The organism is Planctomicrobium aquicomposti (genome assembly GCF_051466325.1).
Classification (GTDB): Bacteria; Planctomycetota; Planctomycetia; order Planctomycetales; family Planctomycetaceae; genus Planctomicrobium.
The window spans coordinates 4,886,539-4,911,238 of record NZ_CP195792.1; the positions used below are offsets into that span (position 1 = coordinate 4,886,539).

At 60.3% G+C, this 24,700-nt stretch carries 23 protein-coding genes and 1 tRNA gene; 12 read left to right on the top strand and 12 right to left on the bottom strand.

Annotation, left to right across the window (positions count from 1 at the left end; all coding sequences use genetic code 11):
- The first annotated feature begins 41 nt into the window (after positions 1-41).
- Positions 42-617, top strand: coding sequence for a hypothetical protein (locus SH664x_RS18825; RefSeq protein WP_437203500.1), 576 nt, complete (start codon positions 42-44; stop codon positions 615-617).
- Here SH664x_RS18825 and SH664x_RS18830 read toward each other — a convergent pair.
- On the bottom strand, positions 535-1,578 hold the full coding sequence (locus SH664x_RS18830; RefSeq protein WP_437203502.1) for a glycosyltransferase family 10 domain-containing protein: 1,044 nt from the start codon (positions 1,576-1,578) through the stop codon (positions 535-537). The two genes, SH664x_RS18825 and SH664x_RS18830, sit on opposite strands and share 83 nt — an antisense overlap.
- A 315-nt stretch (positions 1,579-1,893) precedes the next feature.
- Between SH664x_RS18830 and SH664x_RS18835 the strand changes: the two genes are divergently transcribed.
- From SH664x_RS18835 to SH664x_RS18875, 9 genes are all read left to right on the top strand, one after another.
- Positions 1,894-3,381: a Gfo/Idh/MocA family protein gene (locus tag SH664x_RS18835; RefSeq protein WP_437203504.1), complete on the top strand. Its 1,488-nt coding sequence runs from the start codon at positions 1,894-1,896 to the stop codon at positions 3,379-3,381.
- A 489-nt stretch (positions 3,382-3,870) separates the two neighbouring features.
- A tRNA-Val gene (locus SH664x_RS18840) sits at positions 3,871-3,944 on the top strand.
- A gap of 506 nt (positions 3,945-4,450) precedes the next feature.
- Entirely contained in the window at positions 4,451-4,828 is a 378-nt protein-coding gene (locus SH664x_RS18845; protein ID WP_437203506.1) for a transposase, read from the top strand.
- Between the two features lie 196 nt (positions 4,829-5,024).
- Positions 5,025-5,621, top strand: a complete 597-nt coding sequence (folE, locus tag SH664x_RS18850) for a GTP cyclohydrolase I FolE (RefSeq protein WP_437203508.1) — start codon at positions 5,025-5,027, stop codon at positions 5,619-5,621.
- A gap of 95 nt (positions 5,622-5,716) precedes the next feature.
- On the top strand, positions 5,717-6,358 hold the full coding sequence (locus tag SH664x_RS18855) for a hypothetical protein (RefSeq protein ID WP_437203510.1): 642 nt from the start codon (positions 5,717-5,719) through the stop codon (positions 6,356-6,358).
- Positions 6,359-6,414: 56 nt separating this feature from the next.
- A complete protein-coding gene (locus tag SH664x_RS18860) occupies positions 6,415-6,924 on the top strand; it encodes a hypothetical protein (RefSeq protein WP_437203511.1) in 510 nt (169 codons plus the stop codon).
- Positions 6,925-6,935: 11 nt separating this feature from the next.
- The gene (locus SH664x_RS18865) at positions 6,936-9,860 is read left to right on the top strand and encodes an anaerobic glycerol-3-phosphate dehydrogenase subunit C (RefSeq protein ID WP_437203513.1); all 2,925 of its coding nucleotides are present in this window, start codon (positions 6,936-6,938) and stop codon (positions 9,858-9,860) included.
- A 51-nt stretch (positions 9,861-9,911) separates the two neighbouring features.
- Complete coding sequence (locus SH664x_RS18870) at positions 9,912-10,157, top strand: MoaD/ThiS family protein (protein WP_437203515.1); 246 nt, start codon at positions 9,912-9,914, stop codon at positions 10,155-10,157.
- Positions 10,158-10,248: 91 nt separating this feature from the next.
- Positions 10,249-10,701, top strand: a complete 453-nt coding sequence (locus SH664x_RS18875) for a molybdenum cofactor biosynthesis protein MoaE (protein WP_437203516.1) — start codon at positions 10,249-10,251, stop codon at positions 10,699-10,701.
- Between the two features lie 62 nt (positions 10,702-10,763).
- On the opposite strand, the gene SH664x_RS18880 is transcribed toward SH664x_RS18875, so the two are convergent.
- The 11 genes from SH664x_RS18880 to SH664x_RS18930 all read right to left on the bottom strand — a co-directional run bounded on the left by SH664x_RS18880 (position 10,764) and on the right by SH664x_RS18930 (position 22,269).
- Positions 10,764-11,159 (bottom strand): VOC family protein, encoded by a 396-nt coding sequence (locus tag SH664x_RS18880; RefSeq protein ID WP_437203517.1) that lies wholly within the window; start codon positions 11,157-11,159, stop codon positions 10,764-10,766.
- A 50-nt stretch (positions 11,160-11,209) separates the two neighbouring features.
- Entirely contained in the window at positions 11,210-12,091 is an 882-nt protein-coding gene (locus SH664x_RS18885; RefSeq protein ID WP_437203518.1) for a YicC/YloC family endoribonuclease, read from the bottom strand.
- A gap of 217 nt (positions 12,092-12,308) precedes the next feature.
- The gene (gene secG / locus SH664x_RS18890) at positions 12,309-12,863 is read right to left on the bottom strand and encodes a preprotein translocase subunit SecG (RefSeq protein WP_437203520.1); all 555 of its coding nucleotides are present in this window, start codon (positions 12,861-12,863) and stop codon (positions 12,309-12,311) included.
- A gap of 191 nt (positions 12,864-13,054) precedes the next feature.
- Positions 13,055-13,828 carry a triose-phosphate isomerase gene (gene tpiA, locus SH664x_RS18895; RefSeq protein ID WP_437203521.1) on the bottom strand — a complete coding sequence of 258 codons (774 nt, stop codon included), beginning with the start codon at positions 13,826-13,828 and terminating at the stop codon, positions 13,055-13,057.
- 238 nt (positions 13,829-14,066) lie between these two features.
- The gene (locus tag SH664x_RS18900; protein WP_437203523.1) at positions 14,067-15,191 is read right to left on the bottom strand and encodes a DUF2817 domain-containing protein; all 1,125 of its coding nucleotides are present in this window, start codon (positions 15,189-15,191) and stop codon (positions 14,067-14,069) included.
- A 67-nt stretch (positions 15,192-15,258) separates the two neighbouring features.
- On the bottom strand, positions 15,259-15,945 hold the full coding sequence (locus SH664x_RS18905) for a hypothetical protein (RefSeq protein WP_437203525.1): 687 nt from the start codon (positions 15,943-15,945) through the stop codon (positions 15,259-15,261).
- A gap of 379 nt (positions 15,946-16,324) precedes the next feature.
- A complete protein-coding gene (gene argS, locus SH664x_RS18910; RefSeq protein ID WP_437203527.1) occupies positions 16,325-18,301 on the bottom strand; it encodes an arginine--tRNA ligase in 1,977 nt (658 codons plus the stop codon).
- Positions 18,302-18,504: 203 nt separating this feature from the next.
- Positions 18,505-18,924, bottom strand: a complete 420-nt coding sequence (gene rsfS, locus SH664x_RS18915) for a ribosome silencing factor (protein ID WP_437203529.1) — start codon at positions 18,922-18,924, stop codon at positions 18,505-18,507.
- 309 nt (positions 18,925-19,233) lie between these two features.
- Positions 19,234-20,067 carry a diaminopimelate epimerase gene (dapF, locus tag SH664x_RS18920; RefSeq protein WP_437203531.1) on the bottom strand — a complete coding sequence of 278 codons (834 nt, stop codon included), beginning with the start codon at positions 20,065-20,067 and terminating at the stop codon, positions 19,234-19,236.
- Between the two features lie 52 nt (positions 20,068-20,119).
- On the bottom strand, positions 20,120-21,187 hold the full coding sequence (locus tag SH664x_RS18925) for a HEAT repeat domain-containing protein (protein WP_437203533.1): 1,068 nt from the start codon (positions 21,185-21,187) through the stop codon (positions 20,120-20,122).
- A gap of 86 nt (positions 21,188-21,273) precedes the next feature.
- A complete protein-coding gene (locus SH664x_RS18930) occupies positions 21,274-22,269 on the bottom strand; it encodes a tRNA dihydrouridine synthase (RefSeq protein ID WP_437203534.1) in 996 nt (331 codons plus the stop codon).
- A 409-nt stretch (positions 22,270-22,678) separates the two neighbouring features.
- On the opposite strand from SH664x_RS18930, the gene SH664x_RS18935 reads away from it, so the two are divergent.
- Positions 22,679-23,659, top strand: coding sequence for a DUF1559 family PulG-like putative transporter (locus tag SH664x_RS18935; RefSeq protein ID WP_437203536.1), 981 nt, complete (start codon positions 22,679-22,681; stop codon positions 23,657-23,659).
- Between the two features lie 234 nt (positions 23,660-23,893).
- A complete protein-coding gene (locus tag SH664x_RS18940) occupies positions 23,894-24,331 on the top strand; it encodes a hypothetical protein (protein WP_437203537.1) in 438 nt (145 codons plus the stop codon).
- Positions 24,332-24,700 lie beyond the last annotated feature (369 nt).

Genomic DNA, 24,700 nt, shown 5'->3' on the forward strand with positions numbered 1-24,700 from the left:
CTCACGAATCTGCTGTACCTCGCGGCGATTCTCTCCCCCTCGTGGTCCGGAAGTACCAGAGTGCCCGCGGCCGTTCCTGGCAGACGGGCGACTGGGAGTACGTCACCGTTCTGTTCGCCCTCTTTGCAGCGCTGTTGTGCATTGCGTATGGACGGTCTGCCTTCGGCATCGATTACTCGAAATCCTCCCGCTACGCAGAGATTGCCATGCTGCTCGTCCCGATCACCGTGCTGGGCGTGGCCCGCGCGACTTACGGGACGCAGCGCACTGTCCTGCTGGGAGTTGTCTGGCTCGTCGCCGCCGCCGGATATTCCAATGACTGGGACTTCGTGTCCCCCTATCGACAGTTCTTCACCGACCGCAAGGCGGAAACCGACTGTCTACAGAAACTGGCCAGCAATGCGGATTCCTCTCCCTGTCTGACAAACACCTGGGGAGAACCCCAGACGCTTCTCCAGCGGGCCATTGGACTTCGCGTTTCGTTTACCAGACGCTGGTCTGACGATACGTTCGTCGCCGAACATCTGCCCCAGATCAGGCTGCCCGGCGTGACAGCCAGCGACGGCCTCGCGACTTTGCCAGATCGACAAAGAACCTCAGCGAGTGGCCCAGACTGAGATTCCGCATCTGGTGCCGACTATAGAGAAATGCCGGCTGTGTCTGCTCTTGAGGACTGACCGCGGCATGTCGCTGCTCGATCTCGCGGGAAAGGACCGCGAACAGGTTGTACTCGTTCAGCACCCGTCGACGCGCTTCGAGGATGGCATCGAGCCGCCGCTCGTATTCTCCCCCCAGCACGGCGTCGCGGATCTGCTCAATCGCGATCCGGGGCTCTCCGATATCAATGGGAATCAGGCTCTCAGCGGGGAAGTAATCAGCGGCGTTGGCTGCCCCGTGATAAAAGGGGAGCGTGGCTCCGAGAAACGAGTCCGCCAGCTTTTCCGTGCAATGGTGGTCGGCCACATGATTCTCAATCGCCACGTGATACCGAAAGTCATCGAGCGCCTCGGCCTTGTCGTCAATCGGCCGCACTCCGTGTCCAAAGACCTCCAGCTCCGGCAGCGCACGCTTCAATGCCTGAGTGAAATCATAACGGGCGGTATGCAACGTATGGGTCCCCCGCTTCGAGGAGCAGACGGTGCTGATCATCTGCATCTTCTTCAGCGGCGGACAGCGGAGCATGGTGTCGTAGTCGATGTACCGGCTCTCCGCAGCGCCGTAGAACCATCGCAACGGAGGCTGTGTATAGAGGGCCTGCCGATGCGGAATGGACCAGGGCTCGTGGCTGGTCAGGATCAGGCCGAACTGATTGAGAAAATCATGCCCATACGCTTTGATCGAAGAGGGCTCGACGGTGATCAGAATGGTATTGCGGGCGGGGCAGGCCAACTCCTCTGCCCGTTGCGAAAATCGCTCGTTGTCGAGAGGTCGCAAATCGTCGTAGGCGACGAACCAGTCGTAGTCCCGTTCTTCCGGATCGAACAGAAATTCGCATTGCCCCCAGATCGGCTGTCGCCCCGGGAGCTGTCGGAGGAATCCGTCTCGATGCGGCTTGGCGGAGAATTTGACACGAATCATTGGGGCACCCGACTTCCGAGAATCGTTCCATCATGAAGCGCGGACTGTAGTTCGATGAGCCAGCTCGCTGAAACCCCAGTTCGGGCCACGCCGCACAGAGCGCCTGCAAGCTCCCCTTGGGGTGACTCCAGCACGCTGATTTTTGGTCATTTTTGAGAACGGGATGGACTTTTTTGTCCTGAAGCGGTCTGACATCTGTCAACTAGATATTCAGTCGGTCAGTTCCGTGTCACGGCCGGCTTCCTTGTCTATACTTTCCGGAAGCTGTGCTGCTGCAAATCCATGGTCGCCTTTGCAACTAACATCGAGGACTCTATGTCGCTCACACGTCGTCACCTGTTGAAGTCGGCAGCCGCCGTAGCTGCCGGTGCTGTCATCGCTCCCAATCTGGTCGAGACCGCACAAGGTCAACCGCCGAGCAGCAGTCCCAACGAGAAAATCGGGATGGCGGTCATCGGAACCGGGGGCCGCGGTGGAGAACACCTCTCCAAAAAGGGCTTCGCAGGTCGCGAAGACGTCGAAATCCTTTACCTGTGCGACGTTGATCCCTCGGCAGCCGGCGGCAAAGTCAACGGTGTCGAGAAGCTGCAGGGACGTGCCCCTCAGGTGATCCAGGATTTCCGCAAAGTCCTCGAAGACCCGCGCGTCGATGCCGTCTCAATCGCGACTCCTAACCACTGGCACTCTCTGGGGGCCATTCTGGCACTGCAGGCCGGCAAACATGTGTATGTCGAAAAACCGGTTTCGCACAACGTTTGGGAAGGCCGGCAGCTGGTCGGCTGGGCCCGCAAGTTGAACAAGCTGTGCCAGTGCGGAACACAGTCCCGATCAAGCCCAGCGCTGCAGGCCGCACTGAAGTGGGGCCAGGCGGGCAACCTCGGCAAACTGCAATATGCGATCGGCACCTGCTACAAGCCTCGCCCCAGCATCGGCAAGCTGTCGACGCCACTCGCCATTCCCAAAGCCATTGATTACGACCTGTGGTGCGGCCCCGCTGCCAAAGTCGATATTTACCGCCCGCGACTGCACTACGATTGGCACTGGGACTTCAACACCGGCAACGGGGATCTCGGCAATCAGGGGATCCACCAGATGGATATCGCCCGTTGGTTCCTGGGTGAAAACGAACTCTCCCCCCGCGTCACCAGTATCGGCGGTCGCGTCGGCTATGAAGACGCCGGCGACACCGCCAACGAACAGATCGTCATGCACGGCTTCGAACGGGCTCCCCTGCTGTTTGAAACACGGGGACTCCCCAAAAAGGATATGAAGTACGGCGGCAAGGACGCCATGGATGTCTACCGTGGCTCCACCGTCGGCGTGATCGTCCAGTACGAGAACGGCTACTTCGTCATTCCCTCGTCGTACACGACCGTCCTGGCGTTTGACAACGATGGCAATCCAATCCAGGAAGGAGCCTTCCAGGGCAGCGGGGACCATTTCCGCAACTTCCTCGACGCCCTCCACGCCAACGATCCAAAGAAGCTGAATGCCGACGTGCTGGAAGGGCACCTCTCCAGCGCACTCTGCCACACCGGTAATATCAGCCACCTGCTCGGAAAGAAAGTCGCCGCTGAAGGCCTCAAGCAGGCTGCCAGCAAGATTCCGATGTACGGGGAATCGCTCCAGAGAATGACCGAGCACCTGGCAGCCAACGGAGTGGACATCACTGCTCCGACGTTGACACTGGGACCGACGTTGGAGATGGACCCCGTGGCGGAAACCTTCATCAACAACCCGGAAGCGGACGTGCTGCTGAAGCGGAATTACCGCGTCGGTTACGTCGTTCCCGCTGCCAGCTGATCAAGTTCGCAGCCCGAACAACAACCTCGATCTGTCCGACATCCGGTTCCTTCCTTGCGAAGCCGGCTCTGCGGGCAATCGAGGTTTTTTGTTGATACCCCCGGACTGTGAGAATCCCCGTCGAACCAATGACGACGACAAGGGATGCACGACCCCATTCGTGGGGACTCAACAGGTGCACCGCAACAGACAGTGATCTTGCGACTGGGCAGCCAATTTTCCAGCAGCTTGGAAATGCCTGCCGGAACTCAACAGCGGACCGCTATTCCGGGGATTTGCCTGTTCAGGCAGCGACGACTGAACGTCGCACGCCGATCCGGTCCCGGTGACCATCCACCGACCTCCCACCTGATCCAGCGAAGCAACGCCCCCCGATGAAGCAGCGGGCAGAACTACCCATGCACCATCGCGTGGAGGCTGCACTGCAAAGGAGAAACCCTCACGTGGGACGTCTTGTATCGACCCGGGGAGTGAACTAACATCACCGACGGTCGCGTAGCTCAGTTGGTTAGAGCATCTGTCTTACACACAGAATGTCGCAGGTTCGAGTCCTGTCGCGACCACTGAATACGCGAACACTCGACGCAAGTTTTCCTAGGGTTCCACGCGAAGTCCCAGATTTTTATCAGGCGAAAGCAGACTTCACAGCTTCGTCTTGTGGGACCAATTTCGCCTCTCTTCGGCTCCCTTCAGCAGTACTTGTCGCAGTACTGTTTCTAGAGCCTGTCCTGAACTTGTCTGCATGAGGAAGTGAGCGTGCTTGAGCAGGAGGGCGACCATCGCGACCCAGGGCCGGGTGCCCGGGTATGCCACCGGCTCTGTGAGCCATGCGAGCGCGGAGTGGACGAGGATCGAGCCCGCCCGCGCAAACACGAGGAGGATGTGAACGCCAACTTCCCACCGCCAGCGTCGCCGGGCGATCAACGAGCCAGGGCATGCCCTTTTCCTCACGTTCTCCTCCTCGCGTCGCTGGCCTCTGCTCAACAAAGACCGGTCACGGCAGTAGGTGGTCGATGTCTTGCAGCAAGTTGGAGAACCGCAGCAGGTTGCCTTGTGGGCATACGTGATCATGCCCGAGCATGTTCACATTCTACTGGATCCCCGCGAACCGGATTACGAAATGCGACGGATTTTGGCAGCCATCAAGTCACCGGTCTCCCGGCAGGCGAAAGCGTTCTTGCAAGCTGCCGGGGAAGTGGATTGGCTCCAGCGACTGACGGTGCATCGAGGGGGCCGGACGGTGTTCCAGTTCTGGCAAGCAGGAGGGGGATATGATCGGAACCTGTGGAACGACCGACCGATTCAGGCGGTCCTTGGGTACATCCACGCGAATCCCGTGCGGCGGGGCCTGGTGGGGCGTCCGACGGATTGGAAATGGTCGAGTGCCCGCGCCCATGCGGGAGACATGCATGTCCCACTCCGAATGGACCCGGTGGACCTGTCATGAACGGCCCACGACATCCGGCACGGCTCGCAGAGCCGATGGCACCCGAAATGAATGTCAACCCGGGCACCCGGCACCGGAGGGAGCACCTTGTCCCTGCGAGGCTTGGCGGGGGTCTCGTTCCCGCTCCCGATGTCTCGATGGAAGGGGAGGTCCCCTCGCTTTACAATGTCCTGTTTCCTAAATCGTGAGAGCAGCCGTGGCCGAGAATCCGTCCCCTTCGCAACCCTTCGAAGTTGATCAGCCACGTATTCAGCGGGCTGTGCGAGAGATTCTGGCTGCTGTCGGCGAAGATCCCGACCGTGACGGGTTGCTGGAGACTCCCGCCCGGGTGGCCCGCATGTACGCGGAATTGTTCAGCGGGCTGCATACCGATCCGGCCCGGCATCTGAAGAAGGTCTTTCAGGAGACCTACGATGAACTCGTGCTGATCCGGGATATCACGTTCAACAGCATGTGCGAACACCATCTGCTGCCTTTCATCGGGACCGCCCACGTCGGCTACATTCCGCGCGGGAGCGTGGTCGGCATCAGCAAGCTGGCCCGCATTGTTGAAGAAATCTCCCATCGCCCGCAGGTGCAGGAGCGGATGACCGAACAGGTGGCCGATCTGCTCGTTCAGGAACTGGATCCCAAAGGGGCGATCGTCGTGATCGAAGCGGAGCATTCCTGCATGACCATTCGGGGAATCCGCAAGCCGGGAGCCCTGACGATCACCAGTGCGGTCCGCGGCCTGTTCAAGAAAAACGAGTCGAGCCGCGCGGAAGCCATGGCCCTGATCAACGGTCGGCGATGATTCCTTCCTTCGCGCTGAGACTCATCTGCGGTTTATCGACGATGTGGTGCCTCGCACCCCGGTCGAAAATCACGTCCGGATTTTTCCGGATTCAGATGCTGATCACGCTGGGGCTGAGCGTGCTGCTCACGCTGACGGCCAATCAGTTCGCGATTCAGGGGACAGCTGAACTGCCGGCAGACAAACTTCACACGGCGATACGGGCATTAGGAATTTCGCTGGCGGGGCTGTCGTTTTTCGGTTCGTTGCTGTGGACACTGGAACGCCGGAAGCTGGCCACGCTGGCTGCGGGTCTGGTCGCCCTCTGGTCGACACTGGGAGTGATCGTCCTCTCGCTCGCAGGACGACCTTTCAGCCTGTCGCTCCCGCTTCTGGCTGAGGCCCTGACGTCTGCCTGGCTGATGGGTTCGGTCACGGCAGCCATGTTACTGGGACACTGGTACCTGACCGCCACCGGCATGCCCCTGATCCCGTTCAAGCAATACAACCTGATTGCCGGCTGCGCTGCCGTTCTTCGCTGCGCATGCGTGTTGTGCCTGCCCGCGGCCGCCGGCAGCTGGCCGCTGCAGCTGCTGCGCTGGGCAGGACTTCTCGGTCCGCTGCTGCTGACAATCCTCACCTGGCGGGTTCTGCGATATCGCAACACCCAGTCAGCGACCGGCGTCCTGTATGCAGCGACGATTCTGGTCTTCATGGGAGAAATGGCGGCCGCCCTGATGGCCCGCATGCAGGATTAAAGAATCCTCCGTGACCTGCTATGCTGAGGGACTGTTCAAAGGTTCCATCGGCTGCCATGTACCTGACCTTCATCTGCCCGCACTGCGACCAGTCACAACGTTCGCCCGAGTTGCGCGCGGGCGATGTGCTGCTGTGTGGCGACTGTGAGTGGAAGCGTCCACTCAGTGACGAGGCGCTGCAGTCAACTGTCCCCTCCGAGTGCCTCCGCTGCGGCAATCCGGATCTGTGGCGACAGAAGAATTTTCCGCAGTGGCTGGGGCTGACGTTTGTCGCCGTCGGTGCGGTCACCAGCAGCATTGCCTGGGGGTACCACCGTCCGATTCTGGCATTGGCGATTCTGATGGGCTTTGCCCTGCTGGATATGATTCTGTACATGGTGATGCCCGACGTCCTCGTCTGCTACCGCTGCCGGACCAAGCACCACCAGACCGAAATGGGGGAACATGCCGGGTTCAACCACGAACTGGCCGAACGTTACCGGCAGGAGCAGATCCGGTTGCGCCAGTCTCTTCCCGAACGAACGGAACCGGTCCTGGCCGATCCGCCCCCTCCTTCCTCACGTTGAGCTGATGCCCCTTGGACGACCGGCAGCAACGAATTGTTGATGACCTCGCGGGGCTGTTTCACGGCGAGCTCCGCTTCGACGATGTTGCGCGCGAAATCTATTCCACCGACGGCAGCCTGTATCAGATTCGCCCCACTGGTGTCGCGTTTCCCCGTCATCGTGAAGATGTCATCACGCTCGCCCAGTATGCTGCCAGCGTCGATCTGCCATTGATTGCGCGGGGTGCCGGATCGGGACTGGCCGGCGGAGCGCTGGGAGACGGCCTGATCGTCGACTTCTCGCGGCATATGCATGCGATCGAGCAGATCGCCGGCCAGACGGTGCGTGTGCAGAGCGGTGTTGTCTGTCATCAGTTGAACCGGGCGCTGGCCCCTCACGGTCGCTACTTCGCTCCCGACCCCTCTCGCAGCGCTGTGACGACCTTGGGGGGAATGCTGGCGGTCAATGCCGCGGGAGCCCATGCCGTGCGGGTCGGCTCGACCAGTGATCATGTGCAGAGCCTGGAATGTGTGCTCGCGGACGGGACACTGCTGGAAGCCTTCAATTCTCCCAAATTCGAAATGCTCGGAGAGGCCGAGCGTCTGCAGCCGCTCCTCTCGAAGCTGGCTTCACTGCTGCGGCATGAAGAGCAGCTGATTCGCGAACGTCAGCCACCCCACCTGTGCAATGCCTCGGGATACCGGTTGCGTTCAGTTCTGCAGGGTGATTTCGTCAACCTTCCCCGCTTGCTGATCGGCTCGGAAGGGACGCTGGGGCTGTTTACCGCAGCGACTCTGCAAACGCTCCCGCTGCCGGCGCATCGCTCTGCCGCGCTGCTGCTGTTTCATGATCTTGAGAAAGCCATCGAAGCGGTGCAGGCCGTCCGCTCCCAGCAGCCGAGTGCCTGCGATCTGCTCGACCGTCGACTGCTGTCACTGGCCCGGGATGCCGACCAGCGGTTTGCGATTCTGATTCCCCAGAATGCAGAAGCGGCCGTGTTGATTGAACAGACCGGCTACACCGATCGTCAGGTGCGGGACCGGCTCGCCGGCTCTCTGGCGATGATGAAGCAGGTCGACAGCACCATGCTTGTTGCCGCTGAAGCCTACACGGCATCGGATGTCGAGTTCCTGTGGTCTCTCCCGCTGCGGGTGATTCCGCTGCTGAGCAGGTTGCGGGGAGACACCCGCCCGCTCCCCTATGTGGAAGACATTGCGGTCCCCCCCGCCGTGCTGCATGACTTTCTGGTCCGGGCCCACAAGGTCTTCCAGAAGCATTGGGTCACCGCCTCGCTCTATGCCCATGCCGCTTCAGGACAGGTTCACTTCCGCCCTTTTCTGGCATCACCGACCGCTCAGAATGCCGTGCAGATCGAGGCACTTGCGCGCGAACTGTACGAGGCGGCCATCGCCTGTGGCGGAACAGTCAGCGCCCAGAACGGAAACGGATTGGCGCGGACCGCCTTCATCCGCAGTCAGTATGGTCCGCTTTATCGGGTGTTTCAGCAGATCAAGGCACTCTTCGATCCGCACAACCTGCTGAACCCGGGCAAAATCATCAGTGATGATCCACATCTGACGATCCGTAATTTCCGGCTCAATGAGGTGATCCCACAGCCGGAACCGACACCGCTGGTCCCGCTCCAGCTCAAGTGGACTCCCGGAGAGTTTCTCGATACCTCCATGCGCTGCAACGGCTGTGGAGACTGCCGTGTGCAGAGCGAATTTGAAAGAATGTGTCCGTTCTTTCATCAGGAGCAGGTGGAAGACGCGAGCCCACGTTCGAAGGCCAATCTGATGCGGGCTCTCGGGGCCGGCTCGCTGGACTGGAAAACCTTCTCGACGGATGAAGCCAAGGGTCTCGCGGATCGCTGCTTCAACTGCAAGCAATGCCAGCTGGAGTGCCCCTCCAATGTCAACATTCCGGCGCTGGCGATCGAAGCCAAAGCGCAGTGCGTCGCGGCCAACGGACTTTCCCGGGCGGACTGGATGCTCTCCCGCGCTCATTCACTCGGCTGGCTGGGAGCCAGTCTCTCTCCGCTGGCCAACTGGGCGATCGGCAACAGCGGTGCCCGCTGGCTGATCGAGAAGCTCGTCGGGATCTCTCAGAAGCGACGGCTCCCCCGTTTTGCCCGTCGGGAGTTTCTGCAGGTTGTCCGCGAACAGCCTCGCCAGAAAACAGCTGAACAGGTGGTCTTTTTCGTTGATCATTTCGTCAACTTTCACGATCACGAGCTGGGCCATGCTCTGATCCGGATTCTGCAACACCACGACATCGCTGTGCGTGTCCCTTCCGATCAGTTGGCTTCGGGCATGGCCATGATCTCGGCGGGAGACCTCGATGCCGCCCGCAAAGTGGCCCAGACCAACGTCCGGATTCTCGCGGAATACGCCCGGGAAGGAATCCCGATCGTCTGTACCGAGCCGACCGCTGCGGTCTGCCTGAAGCAGGAATATCCCCGGTTGATCGACCATCCCGATGTGGCGATCGTTGCGGAACGAACGATCGAGGCGGGCACGTATCTGCAGGGACTGCTGGCGAAAGACAGACTCCGGACGGACTTTACCGAGCTTCCGCTGCAGCTCGGTTATCACACTCCGTGCCATCTGCGGGCGTTGACTCCCGATGCCCCGCTGGCAGGGATTCTTTCCCTCGTCCCAGGACTGACCATCAGGAATCTCGAACGGGGATGCTCGGGCATGGCGGGAGCCTTCGGCCTGACTGCAGCCAATTTCGAAACCTCCATGGCGATGGGCTCGCGGCTGGTGGAAGTCATGGAGAACCCCAACTTCCTCGCGGGTGTGACCGAGTGCAGCAGCTGCCGGATGCAGATGGAACAGCGCTCCCGCGTGCCGACAATTCATCCGCTGAAGCTGCTGGCATTCGCTTACGGATTGATGCCCGAGATTCGTGAGCGTCTCAAACCGATCACTCCCGGAAGACGAATTTCCACCTGAACCGATCCTCTCTGAACCCATCGCAGGCCCCAGCCGGCCGCAGGAACTTCTATGCTGGTGACCGTTCAACTCTTTGCCCGAGCCCGGGAGCTGACAGGACAGGAGACGGTCACGGTCGACTTGCCCCACCCGTCGCGAGTCCGTGATCTGCAGCAACAGCTGGGGATCGAGTATCCTGTCCTTGTCCCGCTGCTGCCGCACCTGCTGATCGCGATCAACCACGCCTACGCCGCGCCCGATGACCCGGTTCCGGCAGAAGTCCCCATCGCCTGCTTTCCCCCGGTCAGTGGAGGATAGAGAGTAGTCTGTCGCAGGAAGTTTTTTTCAAAGGTCCCGTAATCGTACAGGCATCCCCCCGGAACGTGAACTCCTGGATGGCTTCCCTGAGATGAACTCCATTTCTGACGACAGCTGGATTGAGTTGACTCCCGGAGTCATCGACTCCGAGCGTCTGATCCGTTTCGTCACCACGCCCACCGCCGGTGCCGTGCTTCTGTTTCTCGGGACCGTCCGGGAACTGACAAATGGTCGACGGACAGTGGCACTTGATTACACGGCCTATCCTGAAATGGCGATGGCCGAGATCCACAAGTTGGTGGCAGAGACCCGCAGCCAATGGCCGATCCAGCGAATCGCGATTGTGCACCGTCTCGGTCATCTCGAACTGACAGAAGCGAGCATCGGCATCGCAGTCAGCTCTCCGCATCGTGCCGATGCCTTCACCGCAGGACAGTTTCTGATCGACGAGTTCAAGCGTCGGGTCCCGGTCTGGAAGAAAGAAAACTGGGACGACGGCAGCACGGAGTGGGTTCATCCGGGAATGACGAATGGCCCCCCGTGAGGGCGACATTCGGTGCAGTTCCTGGCCTGAACGGCACCGAGCACCGACGACAGTGCGGGACCTCAGCCGAACAACTCGATGAGATTGTCGTCCGGATCGAGAATGTAGAGTTGCGTGGGACCGTCAGGCCGCTGCTTCGGCCCGTTGACGATCCCAACACCCAGCTCATCAAGTTTCGCTTTGACCTCCTGAATGTCATCGACGGCGAACGCAAAGTGCCGCCCGCGACTGTTGGAAGTCACACCGACAGCAGGATAATACGGAGATTCGGGGTGCTCCAGAATCAGGTGGAGCAGCGTCACTCCCGCCTGAAACCACAGACCGGCAAACGGAAATGCCGGACGGGGAACCTGCTGCATGCCCAGCAGGTCACAATAGAACCGGCGCGAGGCTTCCAGATCTCTCACCACAATGGTGATGTGGTCGATCTGACGAACGCGAATCGGTGGGACAGACATGAACCCCTCGGCGCCGTGGTCCGAAGTCAACCGCCTGGAGCAGGTTGAAACTACTCCACGTTCTGAATGATTTCCCGCATCTTCTCGACGGCGGCTTTCATTTCGACGACCCGGTGGGCCACTTCCACATCGTTGGCCTTGGAGCCGATCGTATTGACCTCGCGAAACAGCTCCTGTCCCAGGAAGTCGAGCTTACGGCCCGAAGAGCCTTCCGACTTCAGCAGCGTCCGGTATTGCTGCAAATGGGACCGCAGCCGCATCAGTTCTTCGGTAATATCGCAACGGTCAGCAAACAGGCTGAGCTCGCGGAGCAGATCGTTGTCATCCACCTTCACAGCATTGGACTCCAGCATCTCGTTGATGCGGGTCTTCAGCCGGTCCCGATAATCGCGGGCAATGGACGGTGCCCGTGCGGCGACCTGTTCTGCATTCACTTCGACAGTGTCACACAGCCCCAGCAGTTCATCCGCCATGAACTGACCCTCTTCCCGGCGGAACTCCTGCAGATTCTGCATTGCCTGCGTCAGCACCTGCTCCAGCAGGGGCCAGTCCGACTCTTCTACCGCCTTCGTATCGCCGTCGTCGATGATTCCCGGCAATGTCAGAAATTTCGAGACGTCCGCAGGGGGAGCGATTCCGAGTGATTCGGACAACTCCCGGATCTGCAGCCAATACTGACGGGCGACCGTGGTATTCAGATGAAAGTTCGACAGGTCGCCCAGCTGACGAATGCGCAGGTGGATCGTCAGCGTACCGCGAGCAATCATGCTGCGGACCAGTCGATCGATGTTCGCTTCCAGCGACAGAAACGGATCCGGGCAGCGGACCGTTATCTTCAGATGGCGGTTATTCACGCTGCGGACTTCCGCGGTGACACTGAGCCGGTCATTCTGGCCCGAAGCATCCCCATGACCGGTCATACTGAGCAACACGAGACTCTCCTGCGCACTGGCTCAAGATTCACGAAAGGCCCGAGCGCTGAGCGGCTGGCCCCGCCTGGTGATCCACCGTCAGAACGGCAGACTTCTTTGAGATTCACTCTCGCGAATTCTGAATTCTGATCTGCCCGAACCGGCCTGAAGCGGCGGTGCTTTCTGTCTGGCAGAAACGACGCTGCGCGAGCCGGGCCAAGAGCAAACCTGCCCCGGATCAGGGCTTGGCTTCTGTTGTTTCCGACTTCTTTTCCGGTGCGGGCTCTTCGGTGGCGGTCCCGGCATCCGTTTTGACTGCCGGAGTATCGCCAGCCGGCTTGTCAGCGGCAGCTTTATCAGCGGCAGCTTTATCGTCAGCGGGCTTGGCGGCCGGCTCGGTCGTTGCTTCCGCCTGGGGCTTCGTCTCGATCACGGGCAACTCGACATCGCCAGCCGGCTTGGCAGCTCCGTCGGCGGCGCCTGCGGCCTCATCGGTCGACTTGATGGCTGACTCGCCCGACTTAAGCCCCTTCTTGACTGCGGCGGAAGTCGCGGAGTGCCGCATGGCATAGCCGCTCACCCCGGCCGACAGCACCCAGACGGCAGCCATCCCGACGGTGATCCAGGTGAACAGGTCGCCCGCCTTCGTGCCGAAGGCGCTCTGGCCTCCCATGCCGCCGAAAGCACCCGCCAACCCGCCGCCGCGTCCCCGCTGCAGCAGAATGACGATGATCATCAACACGCCCAGCACGAGCAACAGCAGCTGCAGAAACCACGCAATCCAGCCTGCCACGTCCGAAATCCTTTTTCCAGTTCCGGCGATTCGCCGGTTTTATTGAGTTCCAGAGCAGGTTGCTCTTCTCCGCATCCGCAGAACAGCTTCCTGTTTTATGAAAACACGCTCATCGGGGCAATTCCTGACCCGTGCGGGCGACGTCGGCTTTCCCGCCTACCCGCCAACCCGACCCCCAGGGGCCCGGCTGCTCAGTTCGCGGAGGCCTTCACTCCCGCCTGAATAATGGGGAGAAAGTCCGCCGGCTTCAGGCTGGCACCACCGACCAGAGCCCCATCCACATTGGGCTGTGTCAGCAGTGTTTCCGCGTTGCTGGCCTTCACGCTCCCTCCGTAGAGAATCCGTGTCCGGCCTGCAAGTTCTGCAGTGTAGCGGGATTCCAGCCACTTGCGAAGATAAGCATGGGCCGCCTCCGCCTGCTCGGGGGTGGCGGTCTGTCCGGTGCCGATCGCCCAGACCGGCTCATAGGCGATGACCACGTTGGCCAGCATTTCCCCGGAGACGTCTTTCAGCCCGCCGGACATCTGCTGATCGAGGACTTCCTCCGTCCGGCCCGACTGGCGTTCTTCCAGCAATTCACCGACGCAAAGGACTGCCTGCAGCCCTTTCTGAATGGCTGCGACCGTCTTTTTATTGATCAGATCGTCTGATTCTTTCAGGATGTGGCGGCGTTCGCTATGCCCGAGGAGAACCGATTTGCAGCCGACGTCGACCAGCATGTCGACCGCCACTTCGCCAGTGAACGCGCCGGGCGCCTCGAAGTAGCAATCCTGGGCCCCCACGGCGATTCCGCTCCCCTCGACCGCTTCCACGATCGGCAGCAGGTACGGAAACGGAGGGCAGACCAGCACATCAACCGTCCCTGTTGCAGCAGCCGCCCCGTCCACGAGAGCTTTGGCCAGGGCGAGCCCTTCCTGCCGGGTGGTGTTCATTTTCCAGTTTCCGGCAATCAAAAACCGTCGCATTTCAGTTCCCCAGAATCTTGCCGCAAGCGCCCCGTAGAACCGGGCCCGCTCATCAGGCGTCGAAAGATGCTGCCAAAGCGGGATGGTAGCAAGGGGGGGAATCTGCTGCGAGCGGGATCCGGCAACTCGTCGCTGCCGGTGATGCGGGGCTACCACAAATCCGCCGATCAGCGGCGAGCAGGCCAAAGCCGGGAATCCGATTCCGCAAAAGCAGTTTCAGCGGACCGTGAACAGCCGCTCACTTGCCCCGCGGCGGTGCCGGAAGTTCAAAAAACCGAGCGTCCGTGGCAGCATTCTTGACCGGGTTGGCGGCAGCAGCGCTCTGGGAGGGGGACGGGAGAAACTCCACCTCACCCTTGTTGCCGTCGGTCGTTACCTGCGGCTCGGAACCGGGAGTGAAGCTCGACCCCGCAGCCGGTTCGCGTGTCGCGGCGGCCAGTTGATCCTGCCGGGGAGCGGCACTCCCTGCGGGAGCAGTTGCAAAACGAAGGAAATCGGAGGCCGAGACGGTTCCTGCACGTCCAGCCGACAGATGCACGATCGCCAGCGGAGCCTGCAGATACACAGCGGCATACTCTTCCAGCGAGCCCGCCTTGTATTCCCCTGTGAAGGGAAGTGTCGTCAATTCGCGAGGAGCGACCCCGTTCAAAGTGGCGCTCCACTTTTCGTTGAGCACGACATACGGACGATCAACATATCCGCTGCGCAAGTGAATCACACGAGCGGTCGGGTAGTCCTTAAAGACCCGCAACAGGTATTGCGTTTCGACCTCGCTGGCCGGACTCGGCCCGGTCAGCTTCGTCGGCTTGGGGGTAAACCGCTGGGAAGGGAAGTTCCGATTGAGGTCGACACCATTGGCATTCGTGCGCACCAGCTCGGTGAAGCCATCCGGATTCGGCGTCCGGATGAACAGCAGCGTGAACTCCGGAGGAACCGGAGACGAACGGGCCACCTTCACCAGGGAATCGATCAGGTCGATCGCTTCCGGCTCATTGCCATAGATGCTGCCGACAATGAGGACAGCCTGCGGGCCTTTGCCGATGCGGGCCACCTCGATCGGACGTCGACCGGTACTCTGCGTGTTCGAGATCCACTGTGTCTGTGTCTGATTCACAGCCACGATCGGCGCCCCGGTACTGGCAGCCGGTTGCTGCACCACAGGGTTCCCCGGCTGAGGAAACGGCTGCGAATTCCCGAGCGAGAAGTCTCCGCCGGGATTGGCTGCCAGTTGCAGCGCGGCCGCTTCCACGTCTTCCGGAATCGCCGGTTCATCTGCCCGCGCAGCTGCCTGGACACCAACAGTGAACGAGCACAGAGCGGCAGCCGCCAACCAATTCCGCAGGTTGAAGGAGAAGACGTTCATAAGGGGCCTGTCATTCACATCCTGGAACGCCGCTGGCCGGAACAGCCGTCACGGTCGACTCTGCGGCTTACTCGAATTCGACACCCAGCCGGCAGCGAAGCTCTGCGAACTGCTCTGCCAGATCGTCTGTCGTGGAATGAATATGTTCGGATTCGGTGATGAAGCGGATCGATTCACTGGTCCGCAGATTGTGATCGGCCAGCACCTCTTCAAACGGAGCGAGATCATGTCCGTACATAATGAGCAGCTTGTGCTCATCGAACTGGACTTCCATCGGAATGCGGGGGTTCAGCACGGCAATGCCCATGCAACCGTCGTTGAGAATCAGATCTTCAAAGTCGTAGAGCAGGCTCTTCAGAATCGGGAGGTCAATCTGCTCGCGATAGAGATCATCATGACGGCCCTGCGGCGAGTCGTGGCTGGTTTCGAGCACCACATCGACTTCGTCCCCCAGCGGATCGAGCAGATCGATAAACAGATCGAACAACTTCTCACGGCTCTGCGCGGCCATGATCACCGGGACGTCGATGCTCGTTTCCTGATCGCGGTAGTTGTCGCGACGCCAGCCGGCACTCGGCACGACAGACAGATCAAACGCAGGACGAATGGCATCCGTCAGGAGAAAACTGCCGTAACGGGCGACATTCAGATGTTCTTCAAGCTGTGTTTCAGACACGCCCAGAAAGCTGCTGGCGCTTTTGCTCGGGGCTCCATCCCGATACGTGTTCCGTGTTCGTCCTTTAATAAAACCCATCTCTGGCTCCAGTGCTTTCGCCCCTGTGGGACGCGATATTGGCTGCGGGGTGATGCACCCCGAACAGTTCGAAGCAACTCTAGCACTGGAAATTCGAGACGCGTCGGGAACGTTTTCAGTCAGCCTAATTTCACCCCAGTTCGGACGTGAATAACCGAAGAGTCGGGTCTGTGAATCACGCGAAACATCACCGCACGACGGAGTTTTGACGGTTCTGACGAAATCTCCCCGCCGACATCGCCCCAGAGCCCGTCACCAATGGCATATCCGTCAAATCCGGCAGCCCGTGACCTGAAAAGAACCACGCGCCACTGCAACCGGAACCCCTCTTTGCGATTCCGGCTGGCGGTGCCACAATTCGCATCGCACCTGCAAAACGCTACATCTGCGCGGGTGTTTGAATTCCCAGCAGTGACAGGCCGTGCTGAATCACACGACCTGCGAGATCACACAGCCGCAGACGGCTGTCACGAATGGTGGTCTCTTCCGCCTGCAGCACCGGACACTGTCCATAGAACGCTGTCAGATCGTTGGCGAGCTCAAACAGATACTGGGTCAGCAGGTGCGGTCGGCATTCGGCAGCGACCGATTCCAGCGTCTCCCCATACCGACAGAGCTTGAGAGCCAGTGCCCGTTCCGTGGGGGCCTGCAGCAGAATCCGGGCTTCGGGAGCCGCCACAAAGCCGGGCAGCTGGGCCGCTTTCCGGAAGATTCCCTGCACACGGGCATAGGCGTACTGCATATACGTCGCCGTGTTTCCGGTCATTGCCAGCATCTTCTCGGCGTCGAAGACGTAATCACTCTCACGGTTGTGGTGCAGGTCGGCATACTTGATCCCTCCCACCCCGACCGTCTCCGCCACCTGATCAACCGCTTCCGGACTGAGAACCGTGCGCGAGTTCCCTTCCCCTTCGGCGGACGAGGCATTGTTGGCCAGAATGATGTCCTTCGCTTTAGCCACGGCATCGTCGATCAGACTTTCCAGACCGACTGTGTCCCCCGAGCGTGTCTTGTACGGGCGGTGATCGGGCCCCATGACCGTTCCGAACGAGACGTGCTGCAGGACCAGCTTGTCATAGCCCCAGAGCCGGGCGGTCGCAAACAGCAGCTTGAAGTGCTCGCTCTGCCGGTCGTCGACGACGTAGATGATCCGGTCCGCCTGCAGTTCCTGGACCCGATACTGAATCGTCGCCAGGTCGGTGGTGGCATAGGTGAACGCCCCATCCGCCTTGCGGACAATGAACGGAGCCTCATTCCCTGAGATGAAGACGCAGACCGCACCGTCACTGGTGGTCGCGAACTTTTTCTGTTCCAGATCGCGGACAACATCCGCCAGCCAGGGGTTGTAGTAGCTCTCTCCCAGTGCGAGATCGAATTGAATGTGCAACCGGTCGTACAGCCGCTGCAGCGCTGCCAGGCATTCCGGAACGAACTCTTCCCACAGGCGGACGTTTTCCAGGTCGCCGGCGTGGAGTTTTGCCGTCTCTTCACGTGAGAGCCGGGCAATCTGCGGATGCTTGGCCGCCAGTTCGGCGAGAGTGGCATCCGAGTTGACGGTCTCGACCTTTTTCTGCAGCGAGCGGAGTTCTTCCCGTTGAGCTTCCAGCTCAGTCCGCTTTTTCTTTGCTGCCTTGAGCGCCACCTTGTCACTGGGATCAAGAGCGCTCTGCTCACGGTCGAGCGTGGCGGACAGCTCTTCGATCTCCTGCTGCAAACGAGGGATCGTCGCCACGGCGTTGTGATATTCCGACAGCTGGTGCACAAGCCGGTAGAGGCGGGCCAGCTCGCCCACCGGATTGGCTTCGTACTGCGAGGGAATCAGCAGATGTTTAAAACCGTAGATGATCATGCCGAACTGGGTTCCCCAGTCGCCGACATGATTGTCGGTAATGACGCGATGCCCCAGAAAGCTCAGGGTCCGCGCGATGCTGTCGCCGATGACGGTACTGCGCAGGTGGCCGACATGCATCGGCTTGGCGACGTTCGGTGACGAGAAGTCGACCACGATCGTTTGCGGCGCTGCCACCGGCTCGACACCCAGACGCGGGTCTCCCGCCACGACATTGATCTGGTTTTCCAGCCAGTCATCCCGCAGCTTCATATTGATGAAGCCGGGCCCGGCGATTTCGAGCGGCACACAGAGATCCGTGAGATCGATCCTGTCGACGATACGGGCAGCCAGTTCGCGGGGGACGGATCCCAACTGCTTGGCCAGCGGCATCACACAGTTGGACTGATAGTCCCCGAACCGGGCATCCTGAGCCGGTTTGACCATTTCGGCAAAGGGAGCCGGCGTGTCGGTAAAGTCCGCTAAAACACCGGCAAAACGGTCGCGCAAAGTCGAGAGTATGTTCATCGGATCCAATGATTCTGACAGGTGGCCTGATCTGCCTGTGGCGAGGAGGTCAAAAACCGTCCACCGCGACAAGGTCTGAATCAGGTGACTGGACAGGCTGTCAACGACTGGGAGGAGGTCCAGCCCGGGGACCACCTCGGCTTCGGTCCCGGGCCGTTTCCCGGCCGGGACGCACCAATCCGCTGACAGCGGCTCATCGGATCTTAACCGGCAGTCGCCTCCACCGCAGTCGTCAGACCGAGGTTTTCTACTACTGCTTTCCAGTCGACCTGCGTGGCATCACCCCACAGGTGCTCCAGATCGTACTGGCGACGGGATTCGGGAGTGAACACATGCAGAACGATGTCGCCGTAGTCGTGACAGATCCACGGCACATCAGCACCTTCACGTCCCAGCCGGTGCGAGCCGCGCTGCTCCAGCGCATCGTCAGACGCTGCGGACATGGCCCGCAACTGACGACGGCTGTTCCCGGTGCTGATCACAAAGAAATCGAAAATCGGTGTCACCTGAGTGACATCCAGCACGATTGTCTCCTGCCCCCGAAAACTCTCACAAACATGGGCGATCAAACAGGCGTTTTCCAAACTGCGTTGCAGGGCAGCTTCGCTGCGAATCCCAGACATTTCCCCGCGAGACCTGGTGACACGAGTCCCATTATTCGTTTCGTTCAAGATGGCGTTCCCTTCGTTCGGTGGTTGAGAGCATCGACTTCTGCAATGCCCGGTCTTCTGTGGGTGTGACGATTTTCCCTTGCGGACACCCTTCGACCCGGGCACGGGAAGGAGCACTCTGCTCCAGGATCAACTGAATTCTCTCTGACCCTCTGGACAAAGGCAATACCCAATCGGTTCCCCCCAGCAGCGGTTTCCCGTTTGCGAAACACTCCTGCGGAGAGTCCCCCGGGATGGGGCAGAACGACGATCAGCAGGCCGTCAGACGGGCCACTCCCCTGAAAAGACTTCCGTAGCGGGGCCGGTCATGTAGACCTCGCCACTCTCGGCCCATTCCAGCTCCAGATCGCCCCCCCGCAAGTGGCAGAGGACACGACGCTCCGTCAGGCCATTCAGTACAGCCGCCACCGCTGCAGCGCAGGCACCGGTCCCGCAGGCGAGCGTTTCCCCGCTGCCCCGCTCCCAGACCCGCATATTCATTTCAGTCCGCGAGAGAATCTGAATGAATTCTGCGTTCACTCGACGCGGAAAGGCGGGATGCCGTTCAATCTGCGGACCCACCCGCAGCACGAGATCGTCGGTGATCTCGTCAACGAAGGTGACACAGTGCGGATTCCCCATCGAAACGGCGGTCACCTCGAACGTCCGGCCATCAACCGCCAGCGGCACCCGCACGGGCGGGTTCCCCGGCAGCGTCGTCGGGATCTGTTCGGCTTCGAAGATCGGCGGTCCCATGTTCACACGGACCCGCTGGACGCGGCCACTCTCCGGGAAAACCTGCAGGGTCAGCACTCCCCGACCCGTTTCGATCGTCAGTTCATCCTTCCGGGCGATCCCATGATCGTAAACATACTTCGCCACGCAACGGACCCCGTTGCCGCACATTTCCGATTCACTTCCATCGGCATTGAACATGCGCATCCGGGCGTCGGCCCGTTCGGAGGGGCAGATCAGAATCAGACCGTCACCGCCGACTCCGGTGTGTCGATCGCTTACCTGCTGGGCCAGCTCCGTGACATCGGCGGGGAGTTTTTCGGCGAAGGCGTTGACATAGACATAGTCATTGCCGGCGCCGTGCATCTTCGTAAACCGCATCGTATCCCTCATTGTTCACTTCGAATCCCGACACTCATACCGGGGACAGGGTTCATGTTCCCGAGGCCTTCAGCAGATGAATCGTCTCCAGCGCTTCAGTCCTCAGGACGGCATCGTGCGTTCCGGCGACAATTTTCTCCAGCTGTCCGGCCACCGCATTCCGCTGGGTTTCGCTCAGCTGCGGAATCAATTGCCGCACCCCCTTCAACGAGTTGGTGAGCATCAACATCCGCTCGAAATACTGTTCTTCTTCCGGAAAAGTCTTGACCCCCGCCGGGTCGAGCTTCCAGCCTTCGGCCTCCGCGAAAATCGACTCCAGCACCGGAAGTCCGTCGAGCCGGTTCTGGCGGGTGAAGGCGATGGCGGCGTTCAGGCGGGTCATCTCATCAGCATCGTCGAGCAGCATCGTCAGCCGCGTGCGGGCATCCGGGCTGTCGACCAACCCCAGCACATAGGCCGCCTGATGCCGGAACAGCGGCTCAGGCTCATGAGAAATCGTGATCATCTGCGCGGTGAATGCCGGATCGGCCAGCGGATGTCCTGCCGACAGCGCGGTGCCGGCCAGCATCGCCAGACCGGTCATGGAATGCTTCCGGATGTCGTGATTCCGCTCCGGCTGAATCCCCTGCAACAGGACCGGAGCGACAATGTCGACAGACTCCAGCCGTCCCAGCGCTTTTGAAAGGAACTCGACTTCGTTGGTCTCCTGCTGATTCAGATTCTGCAGCGGAATCATCTTGCTGTAGAGCTTGGTCAGGGCCGTCGCGATCTCGGGCCGGGCCGCCAGATGCTGCCCCTTGTCTCCGCGGGCGGCATCGACATCAAGCATTTGTGCCAGCCCGAGCGCCCCTCTTCCCCGAACGTGCGAGTTCTCGCTCCCGACGTCGACCACCAGCTGGCGCCAGTCCAGTTCCTGCGAAGCCAGTCGGCCGAACAGGGCATAAACGCCGATAATCACCGCCACAATCAGGGCCGGAACCAGAAACAGCTGGACAATCATCCCGGCCGAAGGGGGTTCCACCGGAGGGAGGTCATCGGGCAGCTCAAGTTTCAGATCTGGCTGCAGGGGATTGTCGGATTGAGGATCAGGTGCCGGTTCGTGCCCGTCAGTTTCATTCATTACCGGAACTCGCGAGCGGAGTGGTCGAATCGCTTCAGTTTAGCCGTCATTCCGGCCGCTGCACAGCAGCGCTGCCTCCGTTCCGGTCAGCAATAAAAACGGTCCAGCAGCTGGGAGAAGTCCTGCGGCGTGCGGACACCGGAAAACGCGACCCGCAGTTCCTCCAGCTGGGGATGGCGATGAGCATACTGAAACGCGAATCGCCGCAAGAGCGCCGGGGCCCGCTCCTCCCCGTGCAGACGGGCAATCAGCCCGAGGTGTTCAAGCAGTCCCGCTCGCTGTTCCGCAACCGATGGGGGAGCAAGTGGCGTCTCACCCCGCCAGAGAGCCAGCGCCTGCCGGAAAATCCACGGATTGCCGATCGCCCCCCGTGCGATCGTGACTCCATTCACCCCGGTCTGCCGCAACATGGCGACACAGTCTTCCGCGGTGAACAGATCGCCGCTCCCCAGAATGGTGCGGTCCCCGACGTACTGTTTGACCTCACGGAGAAAATCCCAGTTGCTGGGCCCGACGTACTTCTGGACCACTGTCCGGCCATGCACGGTGATGGCGGCGACTCCCCGGGCAAACGCACCATCCAGAATTTCGTAGAAACGGTCCCGGCTCTCGGGGCTGTCATCGATCCCCCGTCGCATTTTGAGCGTGACAGGGATGTCCGCCGGCACGGCATCGCGCACACGGCTCACAATCTCCAGCGCTACCAACGGCTGACTGAGGTGATAGCCCCCCCGACACCCCCCGATGGCGGACTTCACGGGACAGCCGAAATTAATGTCGATCACGTCGAAACCGGCCTGCACCAGCCGGGTCGCTGCGGGAGGAAACTGCTCCGGATCGGACCCCATGAGCTGGGCTCCCACCGGATGATCCTCCTCAGCGACATATAGATGATGGGCGGTCTTGCCGGTTCCGCGGACTTCGTTCACGAAGCGGTCGATCATCACCTCGGCGACGGTGTAGGCCGCTCCATAGTTCCGGGCGAGTGCCCGCATCGGCCAGTCGCTGTAACCACTGAGCGCCGCCTGGACAAACGGATGCGGGAGTTCGACCGCACCGATGCGGAAAGAAGTCGACGGCAACAGGAAAGCACTTTGGGACATCGGACCGCTGACAGTGTTGAAGAGAGATGTTCTCGAGGCGAATCGGGACGAAATCGGCGTCCCGGGTTCCGCAATGACTATGAATTGCCGAGATGCAGAGAATTGCGTTCCTCACCAACGAAACCCGATTTCAACAAATCTTTATATTTACTGGACATTTCTCTGGCTCGGAACAGCCGAATTGCTTACACGTAAGGGTGCTACGATCTGAAGAGATGGCTCCTCCTCGGATCCCCCACTCCCAAGACGACGCGCATCGCTTCGATTTTTCCAAAAAACGTCGCTATCTTCACACGATTTTCAAACAGTGCTGCCATCGTTACAGCCTGTTCTTGCATTGCAATTCTGTTGCCTGCAGTTCTTCATCATGAATCGTAAGGAATTTCGAATGCACAAGAGAAACGCTGCCCTCCAGAGGGGGTTTACCCTCATCGAATTGCTGGTCGTGATTGCGATCATTGCTGTCCTGGTGGCCCTGCTCCTCCCCGCCGTGCAGCAGGCCCGTGAGTCGGCCCGTCGCAGCCAGTGCAAAAACAATCTCAAGCAGATCGGCCTGGCTCTTCATAACTACCACGACGTGCACTCAGTGTTCCCCCCCGGTTGGGTTGCTAACGGTAGCAACTGGACTGAAGGGGGCTACGGATCTAGCGCAAAATCCCGCTATTGTGGAACAAATTCCGATTCGAACGGCGCGCCTTGGACCGTGCTGATTCTCCCGATGCTGGAATTGTCGAGCATTTACAACCAGTTTTCCTTTGAAGGAAAGGACGGCTATTTCTCCAGCGACGCGAACTACACCCCAGCGCCCAATCGCGACAAGCTGGTCCGAGTTCCGGTGTACCAATGCCCCTCCGACTCCGCCACGAGCCGTTTCCCTCTTCACCTCGACTACGTCGGCCTGCAGGGAGGTGGCGAATTCGACTGTGCCAACGCCAACGGTAATGCGCGAGCTTTCAGTCGCAACGGGACGTTCTTTGCCAACTCGAAGATCTCCACCCGGGACATCACCGATGGCACGACCAACACGATGATCATCGGCGAAACGAAGTATTTCCCTTCCGATGACCAGAACTCCAATCGGGCCCGCGGCCTGGGCTGGTCGACCAGCGGTTCGCTGGGCAGCTCGGGAATCATGCTGCTCTCGGTTGTCGCCTATGACCCGATCAACTTCTACAACACGACGGCGATAGACACCCGGATCAACGAGATGCTGACGATTGCCAGCCGCTTGCTGGGAAGCCACCACGTGGGTGGCTGCCAGATTATGCTCGGAGATGGTTCAGTCCGGTTTCTCAGCGAAAATGTCGACGAGAAGCTCTATCACCGCCTTGGAAGCATTGCCGACGGCGTCCCGCTGGGTGAGTTCTAGCAGGGGCTGCTCTTTCCAGACCCCGCTCGCTGGTGACCGATTCAGCGGGCGGGCCGACAGAGCGGATCGAGCGTTCCATCGACACAGCGATGGGGCCTCGATCATCTCTCTACCGCACCTTGCGTCGCGACCGGGCCTGTGTACAAAAGCGTTGCGCACAGGCCTTCGTCGCATCCACCCCGACCAAGCTCCTGTGGCGGGGCGAACCGTTCCCAATGCCAAAAGGTACTGCTGATGCTCGATCCTCGCAATTCCTTCGCTCCTGCCGCACTGATGGTGGCCTGCAGCGGCCTGCTACTCCAGGCCGGCTGCGGCGATTCGGGAGCTCCCAAGCGGTACGCGTTGAGCGGCAACGTTACCTTTAACGGACAGCCCGTGCCCGCCGGAGAAATCCGGTTCAGCCCGAATTCGGAACGGGGAAACCAGGGACCCGGCACATTTGCCAAAATCGAAAAGGGTCGCTACTCCACGCCGCCCAATCGTGGGACGATCGGTGGGGCAATGATCGTGAAGATCTTTGGCTTCGACGGCATCCCCTACAATGACCGAGGGGAAATTGTCGAGTCCGGAAACCCGCTGTTTCGGCCCTATGTGGTAGAAGTTGACCTCCCCCAGGACGTCGCTGAATATGATTTTGACGTTCCCAAACCGAAGTCGCGGACGGGTCGCTAGGGGCGAAGCAAAAGCCCACCAGGCAACGTAAGCCGTTCCCCAAAAACACCTTAAAACAACGCCACCGCTGCAAGTCGAATCCTCACGGGAATTGACCGGAATTTCCTCTTCCCCGTCACCCCACGAGTCGATATGATCCCTCCGTTGCCCATTACGTCGCGGAAGGACCGCTTGGACCTTGCCTTACGGGAAACAGGCTGAAAAGCCTGCCGCTTGACGTGTCTGATGAGTTGCGGTCGGCTCTCGCAACACCCCCATGCAACAGGGGGGACCACAGAGGTACATCGGACGAAGAATGTCTTGACCTGCACAGCGCCTCATTGCAGCGGGTCTCGAAGCGATTGAGACAGGACCCTGACAATGCAGAAC

What these genes read in the sequence shown, in the direction of transcription:
- SH664x_RS18830 (WP_437203502.1), bottom strand. Translation starts at nt 1,578, where the DNA reads ATGATTCGTGTCAAATTCTCCGCCAAGCCGCATCGAGACGGATTCCTC.
- SH664x_RS18835 (WP_437203504.1), top strand. Translation starts at nt 1,894, where the DNA reads ATGTCGCTCACACGTCGTCACCTGTTGAAGTCGGCAGCCGCCGTAGCT.
- SH664x_RS18845 (WP_437203506.1), top strand. Translation starts at nt 4,451, where the DNA reads ATGCCCGAGCATGTTCACATTCTACTGGATCCCCGCGAACCGGATTAC.
- SH664x_RS18855 (WP_437203510.1), top strand. Translation starts at nt 5,717, where the DNA reads ATGCTGATCACGCTGGGGCTGAGCGTGCTGCTCACGCTGACGGCCAAT.
- SH664x_RS18860 (WP_437203511.1), top strand. Translation starts at nt 6,415, where the DNA reads ATGTACCTGACCTTCATCTGCCCGCACTGCGACCAGTCACAACGTTCG.
- SH664x_RS18870 (WP_437203515.1), top strand. Translation starts at nt 9,912, where the DNA reads ATGCTGGTGACCGTTCAACTCTTTGCCCGAGCCCGGGAGCTGACAGGA.
- SH664x_RS18875 (WP_437203516.1), top strand. Translation starts at nt 10,249, where the DNA reads ATGAACTCCATTTCTGACGACAGCTGGATTGAGTTGACTCCCGGAGTC.
- SH664x_RS18880 (WP_437203517.1), bottom strand. Translation starts at nt 11,159, where the DNA reads ATGTCTGTCCCACCGATTCGCGTTCGTCAGATCGACCACATCACCATT.
- tpiA (WP_437203521.1), bottom strand. Translation starts at nt 13,828, where the DNA reads ATGCGACGGTTTTTGATTGCCGGAAACTGGAAAATGAACACCACCCGG.
- SH664x_RS18900 (WP_437203523.1), bottom strand. Translation starts at nt 15,191, where the DNA reads ATGAACGTCTTCTCCTTCAACCTGCGGAATTGGTTGGCGGCTGCCGCT.
- SH664x_RS18905 (WP_437203525.1), bottom strand. Translation starts at nt 15,945, where the DNA reads ATGGGTTTTATTAAAGGACGAACACGGAACACGTATCGGGATGGAGCC.
- argS (WP_437203527.1), bottom strand. Translation starts at nt 18,301, where the DNA reads ATGAACATACTCTCGACTTTGCGCGACCGTTTTGCCGGTGTTTTAGCG.
- rsfS (WP_437203529.1), bottom strand. Translation starts at nt 18,924, where the DNA reads ATGTCTGGGATTCGCAGCGAAGCTGCCCTGCAACGCAGTTTGGAAAAC.
- dapF (WP_437203531.1), bottom strand. Translation starts at nt 20,067, where the DNA reads ATGCGGTTTACGAAGATGCACGGCGCCGGCAATGACTATGTCTATGTC.
- SH664x_RS18925 (WP_437203533.1), bottom strand. Translation starts at nt 21,187, where the DNA reads ATGAATGAAACTGACGGGCACGAACCGGCACCTGATCCTCAATCCGAC.
- SH664x_RS18935 (WP_437203536.1), top strand. Translation starts at nt 22,679, where the DNA reads ATGCACAAGAGAAACGCTGCCCTCCAGAGGGGGTTTACCCTCATCGAA.
- SH664x_RS18940 (WP_437203537.1), top strand. Translation starts at nt 23,894, where the DNA reads ATGCTCGATCCTCGCAATTCCTTCGCTCCTGCCGCACTGATGGTGGCC.